The sequence below is a fragment of the Youngiibacter multivorans genome (assembly GCF_017873395.1).
GTDB classification, from domain to species: Bacteria; Bacillota; Clostridia; order Clostridiales; family Clostridiaceae; genus Youngiibacter; species Youngiibacter multivorans.
The window spans coordinates 93661-111346 of sequence record NZ_JAGGKC010000005.1; the positions used below are offsets into that span (position 1 = coordinate 93661).

The window sequence follows — 17686 nt, forward strand, 5'->3', positions numbered from 1 at the left end:
AAGCTATTAGCTTAATACGGTCACTCTCTCAGCTACTGGACTTGCATTCCTGGCTCCAGGCTGTCCCTCTACGCTTCCGAAAGGCATCTGGGACATGAGCTTGTAGGTATCAGGTATGCCGAATGTCTTCCTGACCTCGTCGTCTATAAGTGGATTGTAATGCTGAAGCGATGCTCCAAGGCCTTCTGAAGTGAGTCCTGTCCAGACAGTGTACTGAAGCATGCCTGATGACTGATAAGACCATGGGACGAAGTTGTCCTTGTAGAGTTCGAACTGCTTCTCAAGTCCTCTTACTACTTCAGTATCCTCGTAGAAAAGAACTGTTCCGAGTCCGGCAGCAAATGAATCTATCTTGTCGCTTGTTGCCTGGAATGCGTTCTCAGGGACTACCTTCTTGAGTGTTTCCTTAACTATGCTCCAAAGCTTCGCGTGGTTTTCATCAAACAGAACAACAACCCTCCCGCTCTGCGAGTTCATGGCAGTAGGCGAATACAGCATTGCATCCTCTATGATTGACTTTATCCTTTCCTTTTCGACTACTTCCCTTGCACCTATGTTGTAGAATGACCTTCTGGCCTTCATGATTTCATTGAAATTGTTCATTTTTTTCCTCCTGTTATTATCCTAATTTCCCGTCTCTTGCGCCTTCAAGTACTTTCCTGAAGCTTTCAGGGCTCTGGGCACCGCTTAGTGCGTATTTTCCGTCGATTACGAAGAACGGCACGCCGCTGATTCCATAATCTTTTGCATCCTTCTGGTCATTTTTAACGTCTGCAGAATACCCGCTTCCGTCTAAGATATCAATAGCCTCATCATCAGGAATGCCTGCCTCCTGTGCAATTGCAAGAAGTACATCCCTTGAAGATATGTCCAGTCCGTCCACGAAGTACGAACGGTACATTGCTTCAGTGAATCTTGATCCCTGGCCCTTCTTCCTTGCAAGGTGCCCAAGCCTGTGTGCATCGAAGGTGCTTACATGGAACAGCTCATCAGTAAAATTAAGTCCGTCCTTTGAAGCCATCATTGCAACCTGCCTGATCCTGTCCCTGGCCTCTTCATGTGATATGCCGTACTTTTCAGAAAGGCTTATATAATATGGGCTGCTTTCGCCTGATTTCGCATCAGGGTCTAGCTGGAAGCTTCTGTATACTATCTCGGCTCCGTCCTTTAGACCAGTTTCCTCAAGCGCCTTCATCAGCCTTGTGGAACCTATGTAGCAGAACGGGCATACATAATCAGACCAAATATCTATCCTCAAGATCATCGCTCCTTCACGGCTGTGTTCTTCGCCGTAATCCAATGATACCATAGATTTTATACAATTTCATCGCATATTATCAAATATGAGGATTTAATACTAATTAGTGCTATTTCTCGCACAGCTTTGAATAACAAATGAATGTTATTGACAATATGACAATCTGATTTACACCACAGGAGCTTCTTGACATGAAAACCATGCAGATATTGCTATTTTATCATTATCTATGACTTGTTTCGTTAATTTTTATCAAACAGCCATGGAGACAATGAGTGACAACAAGAAAAGCGGAAGAGGTTTCAGGCCTCCTCCGCTTTTCTTGTTGTTCGTATGATCCTTATCATCTTGAACATGATTACCTGTTACTGCTCCTCTGTGTTTTCAGCCTGAAGCTACTTTTCCATCAGGCTTTCCAGTCCGTCAATTATCTTTCCCATCACAGCTTCATAGTTTTTCCATAGTACCTTGATGTCATCTTCTGTAGCATCATCGATGTGTATGCCTGCTACAACTACGGTCTGACAGGAAAACCTTGAAGCAAGCTTCAGTGCCGCTGACCTTGCCAGCTCGTCCTCCTTGTGTCCCGTAACACAGATGACGCTGGCTGAGGCTGATGTCTTCTCCTTGTCGGCAAGGCTCATCCTGGGTGATGCCAGTGCAACTGCACCGATGTGGGGTGTATCCCCTCCGCATATAGCAACGGAAACATCCCTGCCGCAAAGAAGGACTTCCGCTTCAACCTTGTAGACCCCTTCTCCTGCTTCAAAGCTTTGCTGCTTCATCGTCAACCGCTCCTTCCCAGGGTATGAATTTCGTGTGTCTCATTCCGAACTGCATGAGGATCTTGCCCACTACATGGTTGATCTGGTCATCCAGCGAGTGTGGGTTGTTATAGAAAGTCAGCATCGGAGGTACGATTGTGCACCCTATATCCGCTGCTTCCTTCATGTTTCTCAGATGAACCTTGCCCATGGGCATCTCCCTTGGCACAAGCACTACTCTCCTGTTCTCCTTGAGGCAAACATCCACCGCCCTGACGAGCAGGTTTGAGGCATATCCGGCGCTTATGGCTGCCAGTGTCTTCATGCTGCAAGGTACGACAATCATTCCGTCTGTCTGGAAAGAGCCGCTTGATATTGAAGCCGCAAGATTCTTGTTGCTGTGTACCACGTCCGCGATTTCAGTAAGCTTTGAAAGGGGCATGTCGGTTTCAAGCTCCCAGGTAGTCACTGCTCCCTTGGAAATTACGAGGTGAACCTCACAGCCCTCCTGCTGCTTCAATGCCTTCAGCAGGAAGTAGCCCATGACCACTCCACTTGCTCCTGATATTCCTACTATTATCCTCATTCAAACCATCCTTTCAAAATCATCAGCGCATGCTCTAGAAAAGCCCTAGAAGCATCCACCAGGGAACCTCTACAGCCACTGTTATGATAAAAACAGCTGCAGTGAGAGGAATACCCAGCCTCATAGTCTCTTTCTGCGAATACATCCCATTTTCATCACCCTGTCCCACAAGCATGTTCAGATGCTGGAAAGGAAATACGTAGTGTACTGCAATAGCAGTATACACAAGGAATGTAGGTATAAGGGGATTGATCCCCATAGGAAGTGTGAAGGCAAGAAGTGCGGGAATCGCGACTCCCATTACAGCAATCACGCTTCCAAGCACCATGTGTATCCCTATTGATATCGCAGCTATCAATGCCGCAAGTATGAAAGGATTTGCAGGTACACTGGATGGAAGAATCGTATTGGCTATCCATGAATTCATTCCGGTAGCGCCGCCTACCTTTCCTATAGCCATTGCAGCTGTCAGGAAAAGGAGCACGTGCACCGGAACCTCAGACCATGATTTAGGTGTAAGCACCTCTCCAACTACCGGAAGGCTCATAAGCATTGCTATGATAAGCGTGACCCATCCGATGTTCACCCCGTGCACAGAGTCGGTCATCCAGAATGCCACTGCTATTACAAGCCATACCATGGTCCTTTTTTCGATAACCTTCAGCTTGCCCATAGCTGAAAGCTTTGCCCTTATCTCATCCTTGTTCATTGTCACCTTCTTCGAAGGCTTGAAAAGCACGAGTATCATGAGACATGTTATTATGCTTGCGGCAATTGCCGGGACTCCCATGTATTTAAACCAGTCGGACCAGCCAACCTGTACTCCAGAAGCCTGAACTGCAAGTGGATTAATGACGCTGTCACCGGTAAGGAATATTAGTGAAACAGGCACAGATGCCGCAAATACTGAGAATCCTATCTTCACCGCATCTTCCCTGGGAAGATTTGCGCTTCTAATCACCACAGACATGACCGACATGATCAGGAATGCCCTTGGCCACGGATGAGGTATCAGTATGCTTAGAATGAAAGTAAGCACAAAGGCGGATATTATTATACTGTTGTATGAGTCCACGAATTTTATTATGAATGCGTATGCTATCCTTTCGCCAAGACCTGATGATTTCACAGCTCCTGCGATTAGATACGCTCCTATCACCAGATACATGGTAGGCCCGGTCCATGAGGCAAATACAGTTCCTGATGGTGCGCAGCCCGTAACGATAAGGAGCCCCAGGTAAAGCCCTGATGTGTATCCTGATTGTGCAACCTGGAAGGCCCAGAACACAACTGTCATGAGCGTCAGGCCAAGAGTCATCCTGCCTTCGTAAGTGAGCCCGTCAATCGGGATAATGGCCGTGGCTGCGGCAACTGCAATGCCAAGTACAAGTCCAAGCTTTTTCTTGTCCATCATTCATCCACCCTATGCTTCATTATTCTTCTACCCTTGATATTCCTGAAAGAAATCTACATCAGAACATGCAAAAGGTCCGGAACGCATACTGTCTTCCGCAATATGCAACCCTAAAGTGATTATGCATATTCCTATACCATTCTATCTGCTGTATCGTTTATATTTAATCAAATTTTACCTCCCATTTGCAATTCAGTTCTGGAATCCATGTATTCCAATTTGGAATCTAGCAATGTTCTGCATTTTGCTTGAAATCTCCGTACTTAAGAAGAATTGCTCCAGAGTGTTCCCAACAGAGCTGCGCAGTAGTAAAATTAATACTTATAAGGACAGATGAGGCAGGAATCAATGATGACTTACAGCCAGGTTCACTATTTTCTGACAATAGAAGGCAGCCGGAGCTTTTCACATGCAGCTGAAGAGCTGTTCATTTCGCAATCATCTCTTTCAAAGCAAATCAAGGCTTTGGAGGAAGAGCTTGGCGTCCAGCTTTTCATCAGGACCTCCTCAAGAGTCGATCTGACTCCTGCAGGAGAATATTTCCTCGAGTTTGCAAAAAAGTCCAGGAATGACTACCTTGAGCTTGTGGACAAGCTTTCCACAATAGATGATACAAAAACAAGCCGCGTTAAAGTAGGAACTCTTCCCTTTCTTGCGCAGTACAACCTGCTCGGCATGATGGCAAGATTCCAGGAGGCGAATGACCGAATACATCTTGATATCCTTGAAAGGGAGCAGAAGGAAATTGTGTACATGCTCGACAACCATGTTCTGGACGTGGCAATAGCCAGGACTGATTTCATGGATATGGAAAAATACGAAATCAAGCCTCTCATGGATGACGCCCTTGTCCTGGTATGCGCATCAGGCCATCCGCTGTCAAGACTTGAAAATGTAAGCATGGACCAGTTGAAGGATGAAACCTTCATTCTTCTCGACCATAAATCCACAATAAACAGACTCTGTATGGATGCATGCAGGAGGTCTGGCTTCACTCCGAACGTCAAGTACACTTTAAGCGGGCATGAGCTTCTTCTTACGATGGTATCATCGGGTCTTGGCATCACTCTTTTCCCAAGAAGACTGGTGATGAATGACGTAAGCCTTCAGCTTGCTGCTGTAGAGCTTAAGGAGCCATTGGTTTCAAGTGTTGCACTTATCAGGAGGAAAGATAAGAAGGCCAGCTTCGGTGCGGAAAGGTTCTTCACCTCATTCACTTCTTATGAGACTGTTCCCTCTCAGACAGATAATGCATAGGGAACCGGTTGTATAACTGTAAATGAAAATATATAAAAATTAATAACAATAAATTTTAAAGGGTGCCAAAAACCAGATTCTCTGGTTTTTGGCACCCTTTAATGACTATTCATTGCCTTTGGCAATTTCCTCCGCCAGCTCTTCCAGATAAGCCCATCTTTCTATCGCTTCTTCCAGCTCTGCTTCACACATTGACTTCTGCTCCGTCAGCTTGCTTAAGGCCTCGAAATCCGCCGGATTGCTTTCCATTTCCTTTTCCAGCATCGATATCTTTTCCTCAAGAGCTGCTATCCTGTCACCGATACCCTCGTATTCCTTCTGTTCCCTGTAGCTGAATTTTTTTGGCCTGTCTTTCTTTCGCTCTGCCTTTGCAACAGCCTGCGATTCAGGTACCGCCTCCAGAACCTGCTCCAGCCTTTCTGAAAGGTCTGTATAGTTTCCCGGATGCATGGTTATATTCCCGTTCCCCTCGAAATGGAGTATCCTCTGGGCCATACGGTCAAGGAACCATCTGTCATGGGATACTGCAACAACAGCTCCGCTGAAGGTATCAAGGAAGTCCTCAAGAACCTCAAGGGTCATTGTATCCAGGTCATTTGTAGGCTCATCCAGAAGCAGCACATTAGGCTTCTCCATGAGGATCCTAAGGAGCATGAGTCTCCTCTTTTCGCCTCCGGAAAGCATGCTGATCGGAGTCCACTGGAATTCCGAAGGGAACATGAATGTCTCAAGAAGCTGTGATGCCGTCGACATGCCATCGGTGGTTTCAATATTTTCCGCAGCGTCCCTTATATATTCAAGGACTCTCATGCTTTCGTCCCTGAAGGTGTAGTCCTGAGTAAGATATCCTATCCTTACTGTCTCTCCTGTTTCCACCTTTCCGCTATCCGGGTCCAGCGCACCTGCCATTATTGCAAGGAGCGTCGATTTACCGAGCCCGTTCATGCCGACTATACCGACTCTGTCGTCGCGGAGCAGGTTGTATGAGAATCCATGGAGAAGCTCAGTCCCGTCATATGCCTTGAATACTTCGTGGAGCTCAATTGTCTTTCCGCCAAGCCTTGATGACAGAGCCTTGATTTCAATTGCTGACTGCTCAGGCCTTGAGTCGGTCTGGGCAAGTTCCTCGAATCTTCCGATCCTCGCCTTCTGCTTGGTAGTCCGGGCCTTTGCGCCCCTCCTCATCCACTCGAGCTCCTTCATGAACAGCTTTCGCCTTTTCCTGTCTCCTGCCTCAAGCAGCTCTTCCCTCTCAGCCTTCAGCTCAAGGAAGCTTGAGAAGTTTGCCTGCCAGGATATTACCTCGCCCCTGTCGATCTCAAGCATCCTGTCAGCTACCCTCTCCAGGAAATACCTGTCATGGGTAACCATGAGGATTGCGCCTTTCCGGTTCTTGAGCATACCTTCAAGCCACGAAACTGTCACATCATCTATATGGTTTGTAGGCTCATCCAGGATCAGAAGGTCACTCGGAAGGACCAGCGCCCTTGCCATTGCCACCCTTTTCTTCTGGCCTCCTGAAAGCTCCTTTGTCTTCTTGTAGAATTCAGTTATGCCGAGCCTTGTAAGGACAGCCTTGGCTTCAGATTCCAGACCCCATGCCCCCTCGTCATCCATCCTTCCCGCTAGCCTCATTACCTCATCATGCAGCACGCTGTCATCAGGTGATTCATTTGACCTCCCGACAGCATCCTCGTATTCCCTTATTATCGAAAGGGAGCCTTCCCCGCTGAAAATCGCAGAAATGACCGTATCCTCGGGATCGAATTCAGGATCCTGAGGAAGCACTGAGATCCTAACCCCGTTCATATAAACGATCCTGCCTGTATCAGTCGGAAGTTCCCCTGATATCACCTTAAGAAGCGTTGACTTCCCTGTGCCGTTGATTCCTATTACTCCTATCTTGTCCCCTTCTGATATGCCGAACGTGGCATCCCTGAACAGGACCTTTTCGCCAAAGCTCTTGGATATGGATTCTGCTGCAAGTATATTCAATCTTTAGCTCCCCTTAAATCTCTACCGTTAATTTTTCCAATACAGTACATTTTACTACGAATCCTCTGTCATTGCACCTCTCATTTGGGATTGGTATACTGTACGTGGGGGTGGATGATGGATTTTCGGATCAAGAAGAAAAAGGAATATCTGATTTCAGGGATAGCATGGACAGTCCTTGCTTTCCTGGTACTTGCCTTTGTCGCAATAAGCGGTGATTCTCTTAAGTGGTATGCACTGATACCTCTTTCAGCTATTGAATTCGCGCTTGCGATTTCTGCCTATACCGCATACACAAGGAATGGCGGTGTTTATCTGAGGCTTGAGGAGAAGTCGCTGAGGGTAATGTCGTCTGTTTTCAGGAAGCCGGCCATAGCCTACACCAATATCAGGCAGGTCAGGCAGTTCAAGGACCAGGTGACAATCGTGCTCAAGGAAGGTCAGGATGTCAAGATCATGCTTGAGCCCATGGATGAGTCCGTACGAAGAGAATTCGTACTGAGGCTTAAGGAAAAGGCGGGACTCAAGTGAAGAAGAGCCGGATGGTAAATCATCCGGCTCTTACTCATTCATCCTTCTCGAAGAATTTCATGACAAAGCATATCTCATCGTTTGAAACCTTAACCCCATACTTGGAAGCAAAGCCTGACAGGGCCTTCTCCACAATTTCGTACCTCTCCCAATTCTCTGAAATGTACTCATCCTTACCCTCGAAAGGAGTGACTGGCTCCCCTGAGACCAGCCTGTCTACCATGCAGGCAATGTGTATGATGACGCCTGGCAGCATGTCCGACGGTATGGGTGACTTAAGGTCGCTCCCCATACCCATGATCAGGTCGTGAACCTTGTAGTTGAGTCCGTCTTCCTTTATAGAAACCAGCACGTCCTTAAGCACCTGGTCCATATTGACGATCAGTGTCTTCAGGTCGATTTCAGCCTGTATCTCCTTAATTGCGCTCAAGGAAAGCACTTCAGTGAGCGAATATGACTTGATGTCCATATCCACTGGTATCGATGAAACGAGGCTTACTACCGGTCTCTCGGCATTTATCCTCATTACCTTGCTAATCAGGGATTCCCTGTCGATCGCATTTATCGCCATGATTTCAAACAGGTTCTTGTTGTACTGTAAGTTTGATTTCAGGAAACTCTTCATTACCTGCGAGCTTCCCTCTCCAGTAAGGCACGCGGTAAGGATCACATACCTTGATGCATGCTCTTCCTGCTGATAAAGTCCCGGGATCATGCTCTGCGGTGTGACAGCTAGAGTATCCCTGTATATCTCGTCGAGACTTACGCCGGATATCGCCTTCCTTGTCGCATCCAGGACATGCAGTGTTGAGACAAGCGGAAGTGTCTTTATTCTGACACCGAACTCCTCCTCTATCTCAGGACCGAAATTCGTCGGGCTCCCCATGTCCACCATGAGAAGATATCCTTCTGTCGTGGGATTCTCAGATACATGCTTCCTCAGCCTTTCGAATATGACCTGAGGACTAACCTCTATGGCAGCGTCTATGGGATGTGCCCAGCTTTCTCCCAGTAGCTTTGTAGCCACATCAACCATGGAGCTTGCAGTGCTGCCTCCATGGGCGATGACAACTATCCTCACCCTGTCCTTTGTATTGATTGTTTCATCAGCCGGAAGCCAGAAGAGTGCCAGGAATGCTGCCTCATCCTCCAGTATCTCCAGACCGGTGCTTATCCTTATCATGTTAAGGCATTCGATTGCTACTGCGTACTCTTCCGGATATTTCCTCTTAATGACCCTTACCTGTGGATTCTCAATCTGTGAACCCTGGTTTACCCTCTGCAGGAGAGCGAACAGATGCAGTGCGAGAGCCACGAAGGTGTTGCCGTTGTATTGGATTCCGAGGCTCGTTATTGCGTGTGAGTATATCTTGTCGCTTATCTCCATGATGTCGGACCCTACGATGTTCGCAAGATTTGCCTTGGTCAACCCATCCTTGTTCTTCTCTATGTAGGTGCTGACAAATTCTGATATGTAGCCCTCCATGAGGGTGTCTATCTCCTTCTCCTCTACACCTCTTATCTTAAGCTCACCAATTTTTCTCTCTATGAAGTCATATATCGTGTTTTCCTTGGTGGTAAGGGATTGGACCTTGCTTCCATTCCCGAAATTGAAGCTGTCTATGTCATTCTCGAAGAGCCGGTTCCAAATGTCCCTGTAGCCTCTCTCGTTGAACAGGCTTTCCTTGATATAGGGTGGAAGGTCAGCGCTCCAGAGCTCGACCTTAGATCTCTTTCCAGTCAGAAACTCCGCATAGGATTTTGCTGTGACAATCTGAATGTCGTTCTTAAGCTGTCCCACGTTTCCGGAGGTCTCATACATCAGCAGCGCCTTCATCAGGTTCATGGACACATGTATCTCATGGCCTATCCTTGCAGCCTCTTCCCTGAAGAAGGTCTTCACAAGTCCAAGTCTCTCATCTATGGCTCTCTCCTTCAATGAAGGTATCCGAAGGGTCATTGGGATCCTTCTTGTGAAGGTCTTGAGAAGGGCTGAAGCAGGGTTTTCAGTCGTAGCGGTTATGATCAGGACATTGGATGTCCTGTCCTCCGGGTCACCGACTCTCCTGAAGGTTCCCTTGTCAAGGAACACAAAGAGAGCCTCCTGCCCTTCCGGAGGCAGCCTGTGAACCTCGTCGAGGAACAGTATGCCATTGTCAGCCTTCTCGAGAAGACCCTCCCTGTCCTGATCCGCTCCGGTGAACGCACCCTTCTTCACCCCGAAAAGTTGGGCTGTAAGAAGCTGAGGGTTATTGGCGTAATCTGCGCAGTTGAAGACAATAAAAGGAGAGTTTTTCGACTTCACTCCTGATTCGACAGCATACTTGTACATAAGGGAAGCAAAGGTGGACTTTCCAACTCCGGTATCGCCGAGTATTATACTGTGCATGCCTTTTGGCGGATAAAGGATTGCAGCCTTGGCATGGTCAACCACCGTCTTCAGGCTGGGACTCTCCTTTCCTAAACGGTCCAGCTCGCTGGTGACACTATTGTGAAGACTGTTCACATTTATGCCGGCAATGAACTTAACAGGTCTCCCTGAAAGCTTCATGACCCTGCCATCCTCATACAGCCTGTTCAGGTCGAAGCTCACATTGGCCCTTGAAAGGCCAAGTGCTTCTGACAGTGTGTTGGCGTCCACACCATCCTGGTTCTTGTATTCACATAATCTGGAATATACCTTATCTATTCTCTTCATAGTTACCTCATCAAAAATTCACTCTTAATCCATAATACATAGTGTTTTATATTGTTTCAAGTGTAGTATAATTGTTTTAAAGAGTTTTATCGTTTTCATATGAAAGCGGTCATCATCAAAGATCATGTTCGGAGGTAGAATTTATGTTGAAAGTTGTATTGTTCTGTGCAGCCGGGATGTCGACAAGCATGCTTATCAGGAAAATGGAGGATGCGGCAAGGGCTAAGAATCTTGAACTGAAGGTAAGCGCATATCCTGAGTCACAGCTCACAAAGTATGTTCCCACTGCTGACGTTGTGCTCATCGGTCCTCAGATCAGGTTCGCCCTCAAGAAGATTGCGGCTGAATGTGAGAAATACAAGATTCCAGTTGAGGTGATCACTCCTCAGGACTACGGAATGATGAACGGAGCCAAGGTGCTGGAACAGGCTGAAAGACTTGCTTCAAAAGAATAGCAGGTATCAGGCAGTCTCATGACTTAAAATCGGCAGCCAATTTTACATTGCAGATATCATAAATCAAAAGGAAAACAAGGAGGTGAATGTATTGGAAGAACTCATAATGCAGATCATAATCGATTCCGGTGACGTAAGATACCATGCCTATGAGGCTCTCACCCTGGCCAATGAAGGAAAGTTTGAAGAGGCTAGGGAAAGCATCAAGAGGGCTAATGAAGCCATGGAAAAGGCACATGAGGCACAGACATCCGTCCTGTTTAAGGAAGCTAACGGTGAAAAGATTGAAATATCAGCCCTGTTCGTACACAGTCAGGACCACCTGATGACAGCGATCTCAGAAAAGAATCTCATCGCACAGCTCATAGAGATGAGAAAATCCATCCAGGACCTCATCGAAGCCAAGAATAACTAAAGGGAGGAACATGAAATGTTGAAAATCGTACTTCTATGCGCAGCGGGCATGTCCACAAGCATGCTTGTAAAGAAAATGCAGGAGGCTGCAAAGGCTAAGGGACTTGAGGCAGATATCGCAGCATACCCTGAATCACAGCTTGCAAAGGTCGGCCCTAGTGCTGACGTTATTCTACTCGGGCCTCAGATAAGGTTCGCTCTCAAGAAGATAACCGCTGAAGCTGAGAAATTCAACGTACCTGTAGATGTCATACCACCTGCTGACTACGGAATGATGAACGGAGTCAAGGTACTTGCGCTAGCTGAAAAGATGGCGGCTGCAAAAAAATAGTCCATCCAAGTATTATACGCAGCCGCAATAAGGCTGCAGGAATAATCCAATTTCATATACTCAAGACATCATGGCTTTCCTGAATTTTCTTGTAATTGTTGCATGCGACAAAATTCAATGTTAAGGAGAGAAAAACATGGGTGAAAAACTTGTAAACGGCGTAATGACCTTTGTCAACACAAAGGCCGTACGCGCATTGAAGGATGGCATCATCTTCACACTTCCACTTACCATGATTGGATCGATATTCCTGTTGCTTGCACAGCTTCCAAGCGATGCCATCAACAATTTCCTGATTTCAATATTCGGTGAGAACTTCAGGACTCCTCTCTTCCAGGTTTATGGAGCGACGTTCAATATCATAGCTCTGGTTGCAGTCATAGCCATAGCATACCAGTATGCGAAGCTTTGCAACCACGACGGTCTCATGGCTGGATTCCTGGCACTTGTCACATTCCTTATCCTTGCTCCAGGATCCAAGACTGACGCAGCATCGGGAGTCACTGTAGGAAACATCATTGACAAGGCATGGGGAGGCGGACAGGGAATGGTCGCCGCCATCATAATAGGACTTATCGTAGGTGCGATATATTCAAAGCTTCTCGACATGAAGCTCACTATCAAGATGCCCGACGGCGTTCCTGAAGGCGTATCGAAGCAGTTTGCAGCACTGATCCCTGCCGCAATCATATTCACAGGCGCAATGCTCCTGTTCATATTGTTCAACTCCATGGGCACAAACTTCATGGCGTGGATCTACAAGGTGCTTCAGAGCCCGCTGCAGAACGTCACAGACTCACTTCCGGCAATCATGTTCCTGGCAGCTCTCGCGCCGTTCTTCTGGATCTTTGGTATCCATGGAACTACCATAGTAACGGGAGTCATGGATGGAATATTCCTTGCAAACACTGCTGCAAACCAGGCTATCCTTGACAGTGGAATGGCACTGACGATAGCTAACGGAGCCAAGATAGTAACCAAGCAGTTCTGGGATAACTACATCATCATGACAGGAACAGGAATAACCATAGGACTTGTCGTTGCAATGCTCATAGCTGCAAAGGCTGCAAAGAACAAGACACTCGGAAAGATAGCTCTTGTTCCCGGACTTTTCAACATCAATGAGCCGGTAACCTTCGGTCTTCCTATAGTAATGAATCCGCTTTTAGCGATCCCTTATATGATAATACCTGCACTGGCAGCGCTTATCACGTATCTGGCAATCAGCATAGGCTTCATGCCTCCGTTCTCAGGAGTCATGGCACCATGGACCACACCACCTATCATCTCCGGCTTCATAGTAACAGGCTGGCAGGGTGCGGTAGTTCAGGCGCTGATACTTGTAATGTCAGTAGTCATATACTTCCCATTCTTCAAGAAGCAGGATGCTGCTGACGCGAAGGAAGAGACTGCAATACACGAGGAACATCTTCACGCAGCAGAGTAATCAAAGAACAAGTTTTAATGAAGGAAGTGGAAACACTTCCTTTTTTCATTCCCATTTTCAGGCAACCGAGTCAAATTCCGCAAATGACCAGACGCTCTGTTCATGGCAAGCTTGACTAGTGTTTCGAAAAATTCACGCATAATCGTGCCAAATCGGACAGTTCCGGTCATGAATTTCGTATATTTCAGTCACAAACGAAATAATTCAAATGTTTTAATCACATACTTGCAGACTGTAGAACTATGTTAATGTTTTCAAGCGTTTTGTTTTTGTGTTTTTCAGGCTTTTTTCGAAACACTGCTGAAATTCGACGAAACACTGCGATGCAGTATCGATACAATGCGAAACACTGTTTTATTTCCTGTTTTTCCATAAAATTTCTTGCCAGCACCAAACCCGCTGTATGGGCGATTCGGCTTTATTGCAGCATTTTTATTCGGTGTTTTATAGTGTTTTGGCACGGCAATTGCTATATGTATAGTGTAAAACAAAGGAGGCGAATGTATTGGAAGAACTCATAATGCAGATCATAATAGATTCCGGCGATGTAAGGTACCATGCCTATGAAGCTTTAAGCCTTGCAAACGAAGGTAAGTATGATGAGGCAAAGGAGAGCATAACAAAAGCCAATGAGGCGATGGAAAAGGCTCACGAGGCACAGACATCATTCCTATTCAAGGAAGCCAACGGTGAGAAGGTTGAAATCTCGGCACTCTTCGTTCACAGCCAGGATCACCTGATGACAGCGATCTCAGAAAAGAACCTTATAATTCAGCTCATAGAGATGAGAAAGTCTATACAGGAACTAATAGAAGCAAAGAAATAGCAATGGAGGTATGAAAATCATGAAAATCGTATTACTTTGTGCGGCAGGAATGTCCACAAGCATGCTCGTCAAGAAAATGCAGGAGGCTGCAAAGGCTAAGGGACTTGAGGCAGATATCGCAGCATACCCTGAATCACAGCTGGCAAAGGTCGGTCCTAGTGCTGATGTCATCCTTCTGGGGCCTCAGATAAGGTTCGCTCTCAAGAAGATAACCGCTGAAGCAGAGAAGTTCAACGTACCGGTAGATGTCATTCCACCTGCTGACTACGGCATGATGAATGGTGTAAAGGTGCTTGCACTTGCTGAGAAGATAATAGCAGCAAAGAAGTAGACTTAAAGCCTCAATATGACAGCCTCTCAGGCTGCCGCAATATTATAAGTTCATACAACCTAATAAACTGTTACCAATTGCACTAATATAAAATAATAAGACTAAGGAGAGAAAAAATGGGAGAAAAACTTGTAAATGGCGTAATGACCTTTGTCAACACCAAAGCAGTCAGGGCACTCAAAGACGGTATCATCTTCACACTTCCCCTCACTATGATAGGATCGATATTCCTCCTTCTCGCACAGCTTCCAAGCCCTGTGATCAACAACTTCCTCATATCAATATTCGGTGAGAACTTCAGGGATCCACTGTTCCAGGTATACAGGTCAACCTTCAACATCATCGCACTCGTTGCGGTAGTAGCCATAGCCTACCAGTATGCGAAGCTATGTGCCCATGACGGACTCAATGCAGGCTTCCTCGCACTCGTAACCTTCCTTATACTCGCACCAGGATCAGTAACTGACAAGGCAAGCGGAGTCACAATAGGAAACGTTATAGACAAAGCCTGGGGAGGCGGACAGGGAATGGTCGCCGCCATCATAATAGGACTTGTAGTTGGCGCAATATACTCCAAGCTCCTCGACATGAAGCTTACGATCAAGATGCCTGACGGAGTTCCTGAAGGCGTATCAAAGCAGTTTGCAGCCCTGATTCCAGCCGGAATCATATTCACAGGCGCAATGCTCCTGTACATCCTCTTCAAATCAATGGACACAAACTTCATGGCATGGATCTACAAGGTTCTTCAGAGCCCGCTCCAGAACATCACAGATTCACTTCCGGCAATAATGTTCCTTTCAGCTCTTGCACCATTCTTCTGGCTCTTTGGAATACATGGAACCACGATAGTAAATGGAGTAATGGATGGAATACTTCTTGCAAACACAGCTACTAACCAGGCAATTCTTGACAGCGGCCTTGCACTTACAATAGCAAACGGAGCCAAGATAGTAACCAAGCAGTTCTGGGATAACTACATAATCATGACCGGAACAGGAATAACAATAGGACTTGTCGTTGCAATGCTCATAGCTGCAAAGGCAGCAAAGAACAAGACACTCGGAAAGATAGCCCTTGTTCCTGGCCTGTTCAACATAAATGAGCCGGTAACCTTCGGACTTCCGATAGTAATGAACCCGCTCATAGCTATACCTTACATGGTAATACCTGCACTTGCAGCGTTCATCACATACATGGCGATAAGCATAGGCTTCATGCCTCCGTTCTCCGGAGTCATGGCACCATGGACAACACCACCTATCATCTCCGGCTTCATAGTAACAGGCTGGCAGGGTGCGGTTGTTCAGGCGCTGATACTTGTACTCTCAGTAGTAATATACTTCCCGTTCTTCAAGAAGCAGGATGCTGCTGACGCGAAGGAAGAAGCTGCGATCCACGAGGAACATCTCCTCCACCCAGCTGAATAACTAAAGACAACACAACAAAAGATGCAGCGGGGAGGACAGTGGAAACACTTCCTCCCTTGATTCTTGAACTCGAAATACGAAAGGATGATATATATGTACTATAAGAAGCTTAAGGACTTCAGAAGCGACTTCCTATGGGGAGCCTCCACTTCAGCATACCAGGTAGAAGGAGCATGGAACGAGGACGGAAAAGGCTTGTCCGTCATGGATATGGGACACCATCCTGAGGGACTTGCTGACTTCAAGGTCACAAGTGACCACTACCACCATTACAAGGAAGACATCGCCCTGCTGGCAGAGCTTGGCCTCAAGGCATACAGGTTCTCGATAGCATGGACAAGGATCTTCCCGGAAGGCACTGGAAAGATCAATGAAAAGGGACTTGAGTTCTATAAGAATCTCATAGACGAGATCCTGAAGTATGGAATGGAGCCGATAGTGACCCAGTACCACTTCGACCTGCCATATGCTCTCCACCAGAAGGGCGGCTGGTCAAACAGGGCCACAATCGATGCATATGTAGATTACGTAAAGGTGCTTTATGATAATTTCGGAGACAGGGTTAAGTACTGGCTTACAATAAACGAGCAGAACATGATGATACTCCATGGTGCGGCACTTGGAATCGTGGCACCTGGTACCGAGAACATCGAGAAGGAAATTTACCAGCAGAACCACCACATGCTTCTCGCACAGGCAAAGGCTATCACACTCTACCATGAGATGAAGCTTCCTGGAAAGATAGGGCCTGCTCCGAACATAACCACGATATATCCTGAAACCTGCAATCCAGATGATGTCATAGCAGCAATGAACTGGACATCCATAAGGAACTGGCTGTATCTTGACATGTGCGTATTCGGAAGATACAACTCCATAGCATGGAGCTATCTTGAAGAAAGAGGCTGGACGCCAAACATCGAGGATGGCGACATGGCTATCCTTGGAGCTCCTCTTGCAAAGCCTGATTTTATAGCTTTCAACTATTACTCAACTGCAACAGTTGCTGCAAGCAGGAACGACGGGTCAGACAAAGCTGCAGGGGCAGACCAGCAGATCGTATCCGGTGAAGAGGGAGTCTACAGGCAGGGTGAGAATCCAAGCCTCAAGCTCACATCCTTCGGATGGACTGTTGATCCTACAGGCTTCAGGAGCACTCTGAGAGAAATCAATGACAGGTACAACCTGCCGCTTCTTGTTACAGAGAACGGTCTTGGTGAATATGACAAGCTTGAAGAAGGCGACATAGTTAACGACGACTACAGGATAGACTACCTGAGAGACCACATAGAGCAGGCAAGGCTAGCTGTAAATGACGGAGTTGACCTCCTTGGCTACTGCCCGTGGTCAGCAATCGACCTTGTCAGCACCCATCAGGGCTTCGGCAAGAGATACGGGTTCATCTATGTCAACAGGGAAGAAAATGACCTCAAGGACATGAGAAGGATAAAGAAGAAAAGCTTTGGCTGGTACAATAAGGTCATAGGATCAAACGGGACTGACCTTGCATAGGAGGCACAAATGATCAGAATAGTCTTACTGTGCGGAGGCGGCATGTCCACCAGCGTCCTCATGAAACGGATGCAGGCGGAAGCTGACAAGAAAGGTCTTGAAGCGGAGATTTCCGCCTTTGGCGAAGGCCATCTACGAAAGGTGATTCCCTATGCTGACGTGATACTTCTCGGACCTCAGATAAGGTTCACCTTCAAAAGGATTTCCGATGAATGCCTGGGCCATGGGATCCCGGTTGCCATGATTCCAAATGCGGATTACGGAATGATGGACGGCAGGAAGGTCCTTGCCCTGGCAGAGAAGCTGATTGAAGAGGGAAAGGTCAGATAATCCACTAAAAAGCAGCATGAGTAAGACTGATATATAGAACACAAGATAATATAGAGCACAAGAAGAATAATAAACAAAAGAAAAACAGAAGGTTCAGGCATTTCGCC

Annotated in this window: 18 protein-coding genes; 11 read left to right on the plus strand and 7 right to left on the minus strand. The window is 46.7% G+C overall.

Features of this window, described 5'->3' with window-relative positions; translation table 11 throughout:
• Positions 1 to 6: 6 nt before the first annotated feature.
• The 5 genes from J2Z34_RS04375 to J2Z34_RS04395 all read right to left on the minus strand — a co-directional run bounded on the left by J2Z34_RS04375 (position 7) and on the right by J2Z34_RS04395 (position 4019).
• Positions 7 to 603: a nitroreductase family protein gene (locus J2Z34_RS04375; RefSeq protein ID WP_209458647.1), complete on the minus strand. Its 597-nt coding sequence runs from the start codon at positions 601 to 603 to the stop codon at positions 7 to 9.
• A 16-nt stretch (positions 604 to 619) separates the two neighbouring features.
• Positions 620 to 1258, minus strand: a complete 639-nt coding sequence (locus J2Z34_RS04380; RefSeq protein WP_209458648.1) for a DsbA family oxidoreductase — start codon at positions 1256 to 1258, stop codon at positions 620 to 622.
• A 395-nt stretch (positions 1259 to 1653) separates the two neighbouring features.
• The gene (gene lpdD / locus J2Z34_RS04385; RefSeq protein ID WP_209458649.1) at positions 1654 to 2043 is read right to left on the minus strand and encodes a prenylated flavin chaperone LpdD; all 390 of its coding nucleotides are present in this window, start codon (positions 2041 to 2043) and stop codon (positions 1654 to 1656) included.
• Complete coding sequence (locus J2Z34_RS04390) at positions 2024 to 2608, minus strand: UbiX family flavin prenyltransferase (protein ID WP_209458650.1); 585 nt, start codon at positions 2606 to 2608, stop codon at positions 2024 to 2026. The genes lpdD and J2Z34_RS04390 overlap by 20 nt, the downstream gene beginning before the upstream one ends.
• 34 nt (positions 2609 to 2642) lie before the next feature.
• Positions 2643 to 4019 (minus strand): SLC13 family permease, encoded by a 1377-nt coding sequence (locus tag J2Z34_RS04395; protein WP_209458651.1) that lies wholly within the window; start codon positions 4017 to 4019, stop codon positions 2643 to 2645.
• 351 nt (positions 4020 to 4370) lie between these two features.
• Here J2Z34_RS04395 and J2Z34_RS04400 point away from each other — a divergent pair, with 351 nt between their 5' ends.
• Complete coding sequence (locus J2Z34_RS04400) at positions 4371 to 5279, plus strand: LysR family transcriptional regulator (protein ID WP_209458652.1); 909 nt, start codon at positions 4371 to 4373, stop codon at positions 5277 to 5279.
• 105 nt (positions 5280 to 5384) lie between these two features.
• Here the strand turns inward: J2Z34_RS04400 and J2Z34_RS04405 are convergent, their stop codons facing one another.
• Positions 5385 to 7274, minus strand: a complete 1890-nt coding sequence (locus J2Z34_RS04405) for an ABC-F family ATP-binding cassette domain-containing protein (protein ID WP_209458653.1) — start codon at positions 7272 to 7274, stop codon at positions 5385 to 5387.
• Positions 7275 to 7391: 117 nt separating this feature from the next.
• Here J2Z34_RS04405 and J2Z34_RS04410 point away from each other — a divergent pair, with 117 nt between their 5' ends.
• Positions 7392 to 7805, plus strand: a complete 414-nt coding sequence (locus tag J2Z34_RS04410; RefSeq protein WP_209458654.1) for a hypothetical protein — start codon at positions 7392 to 7394, stop codon at positions 7803 to 7805.
• 34 nt (positions 7806 to 7839) lie between these two features.
• On the opposite strand, the gene J2Z34_RS04415 is transcribed toward J2Z34_RS04410, so the two are convergent.
• A complete protein-coding gene (locus J2Z34_RS04415; RefSeq protein ID WP_209458655.1) occupies positions 7840 to 10503 on the minus strand; it encodes a sigma-54-dependent transcriptional regulator in 2664 nt (887 codons plus the stop codon).
• Between the two features lie 143 nt (positions 10504 to 10646).
• Here J2Z34_RS04415 and J2Z34_RS04420 point away from each other — a divergent pair, with 143 nt between their 5' ends.
• The 9 genes from J2Z34_RS04420 (at position 10647) to J2Z34_RS04460 (ending at position 17579) form a co-directional block, all read left to right on the plus strand.
• On the plus strand, positions 10647 to 10958 hold the full coding sequence (locus J2Z34_RS04420; RefSeq protein ID WP_209458656.1) for a PTS sugar transporter subunit IIB: 312 nt from the start codon (positions 10647 to 10649) through the stop codon (positions 10956 to 10958).
• 82 nt (positions 10959 to 11040) lie between these two features.
• Entirely contained in the window at positions 11041 to 11373 is a 333-nt protein-coding gene (locus tag J2Z34_RS04425) for a PTS lactose/cellobiose transporter subunit IIA (protein WP_209458657.1), read from the plus strand.
• Positions 11374 to 11388: 15 nt separating this feature from the next.
• Entirely contained in the window at positions 11389 to 11703 is a 315-nt protein-coding gene (locus J2Z34_RS04430; RefSeq protein ID WP_209458658.1) for a PTS sugar transporter subunit IIB, read from the plus strand.
• Positions 11704 to 11839: 136 nt separating this feature from the next.
• Positions 11840 to 13150, plus strand: a complete 1311-nt coding sequence (locus tag J2Z34_RS04435) for a PTS sugar transporter subunit IIC (RefSeq protein WP_209458659.1) — start codon at positions 11840 to 11842, stop codon at positions 13148 to 13150.
• Positions 13151 to 13670: 520 nt separating this feature from the next.
• Complete coding sequence (locus J2Z34_RS04440) at positions 13671 to 13976, plus strand: PTS lactose/cellobiose transporter subunit IIA (protein ID WP_209458694.1); 306 nt, start codon at positions 13671 to 13673, stop codon at positions 13974 to 13976.
• Positions 13977 to 13992: 16 nt separating this feature from the next.
• Positions 13993 to 14307, plus strand: coding sequence for a PTS sugar transporter subunit IIB (locus J2Z34_RS04445; RefSeq protein ID WP_209458695.1), 315 nt, complete (start codon positions 13993 to 13995; stop codon positions 14305 to 14307).
• Positions 14308 to 14423: 116 nt separating this feature from the next.
• A complete protein-coding gene (locus J2Z34_RS04450; protein WP_209458660.1) occupies positions 14424 to 15737 on the plus strand; it encodes a PTS sugar transporter subunit IIC in 1314 nt (437 codons plus the stop codon).
• A 93-nt stretch (positions 15738 to 15830) separates the two neighbouring features.
• Complete coding sequence (locus tag J2Z34_RS04455) at positions 15831 to 17249, plus strand: glycoside hydrolase family 1 protein (RefSeq protein ID WP_209458661.1); 1419 nt, start codon at positions 15831 to 15833, stop codon at positions 17247 to 17249.
• Between the two features lie 9 nt (positions 17250 to 17258).
• Positions 17259 to 17579, plus strand: coding sequence for a PTS sugar transporter subunit IIB (locus J2Z34_RS04460; RefSeq protein ID WP_209458662.1), 321 nt, complete (start codon positions 17259 to 17261; stop codon positions 17577 to 17579).
• Positions 17580 to 17686: the final 107 nt, after the last annotated feature.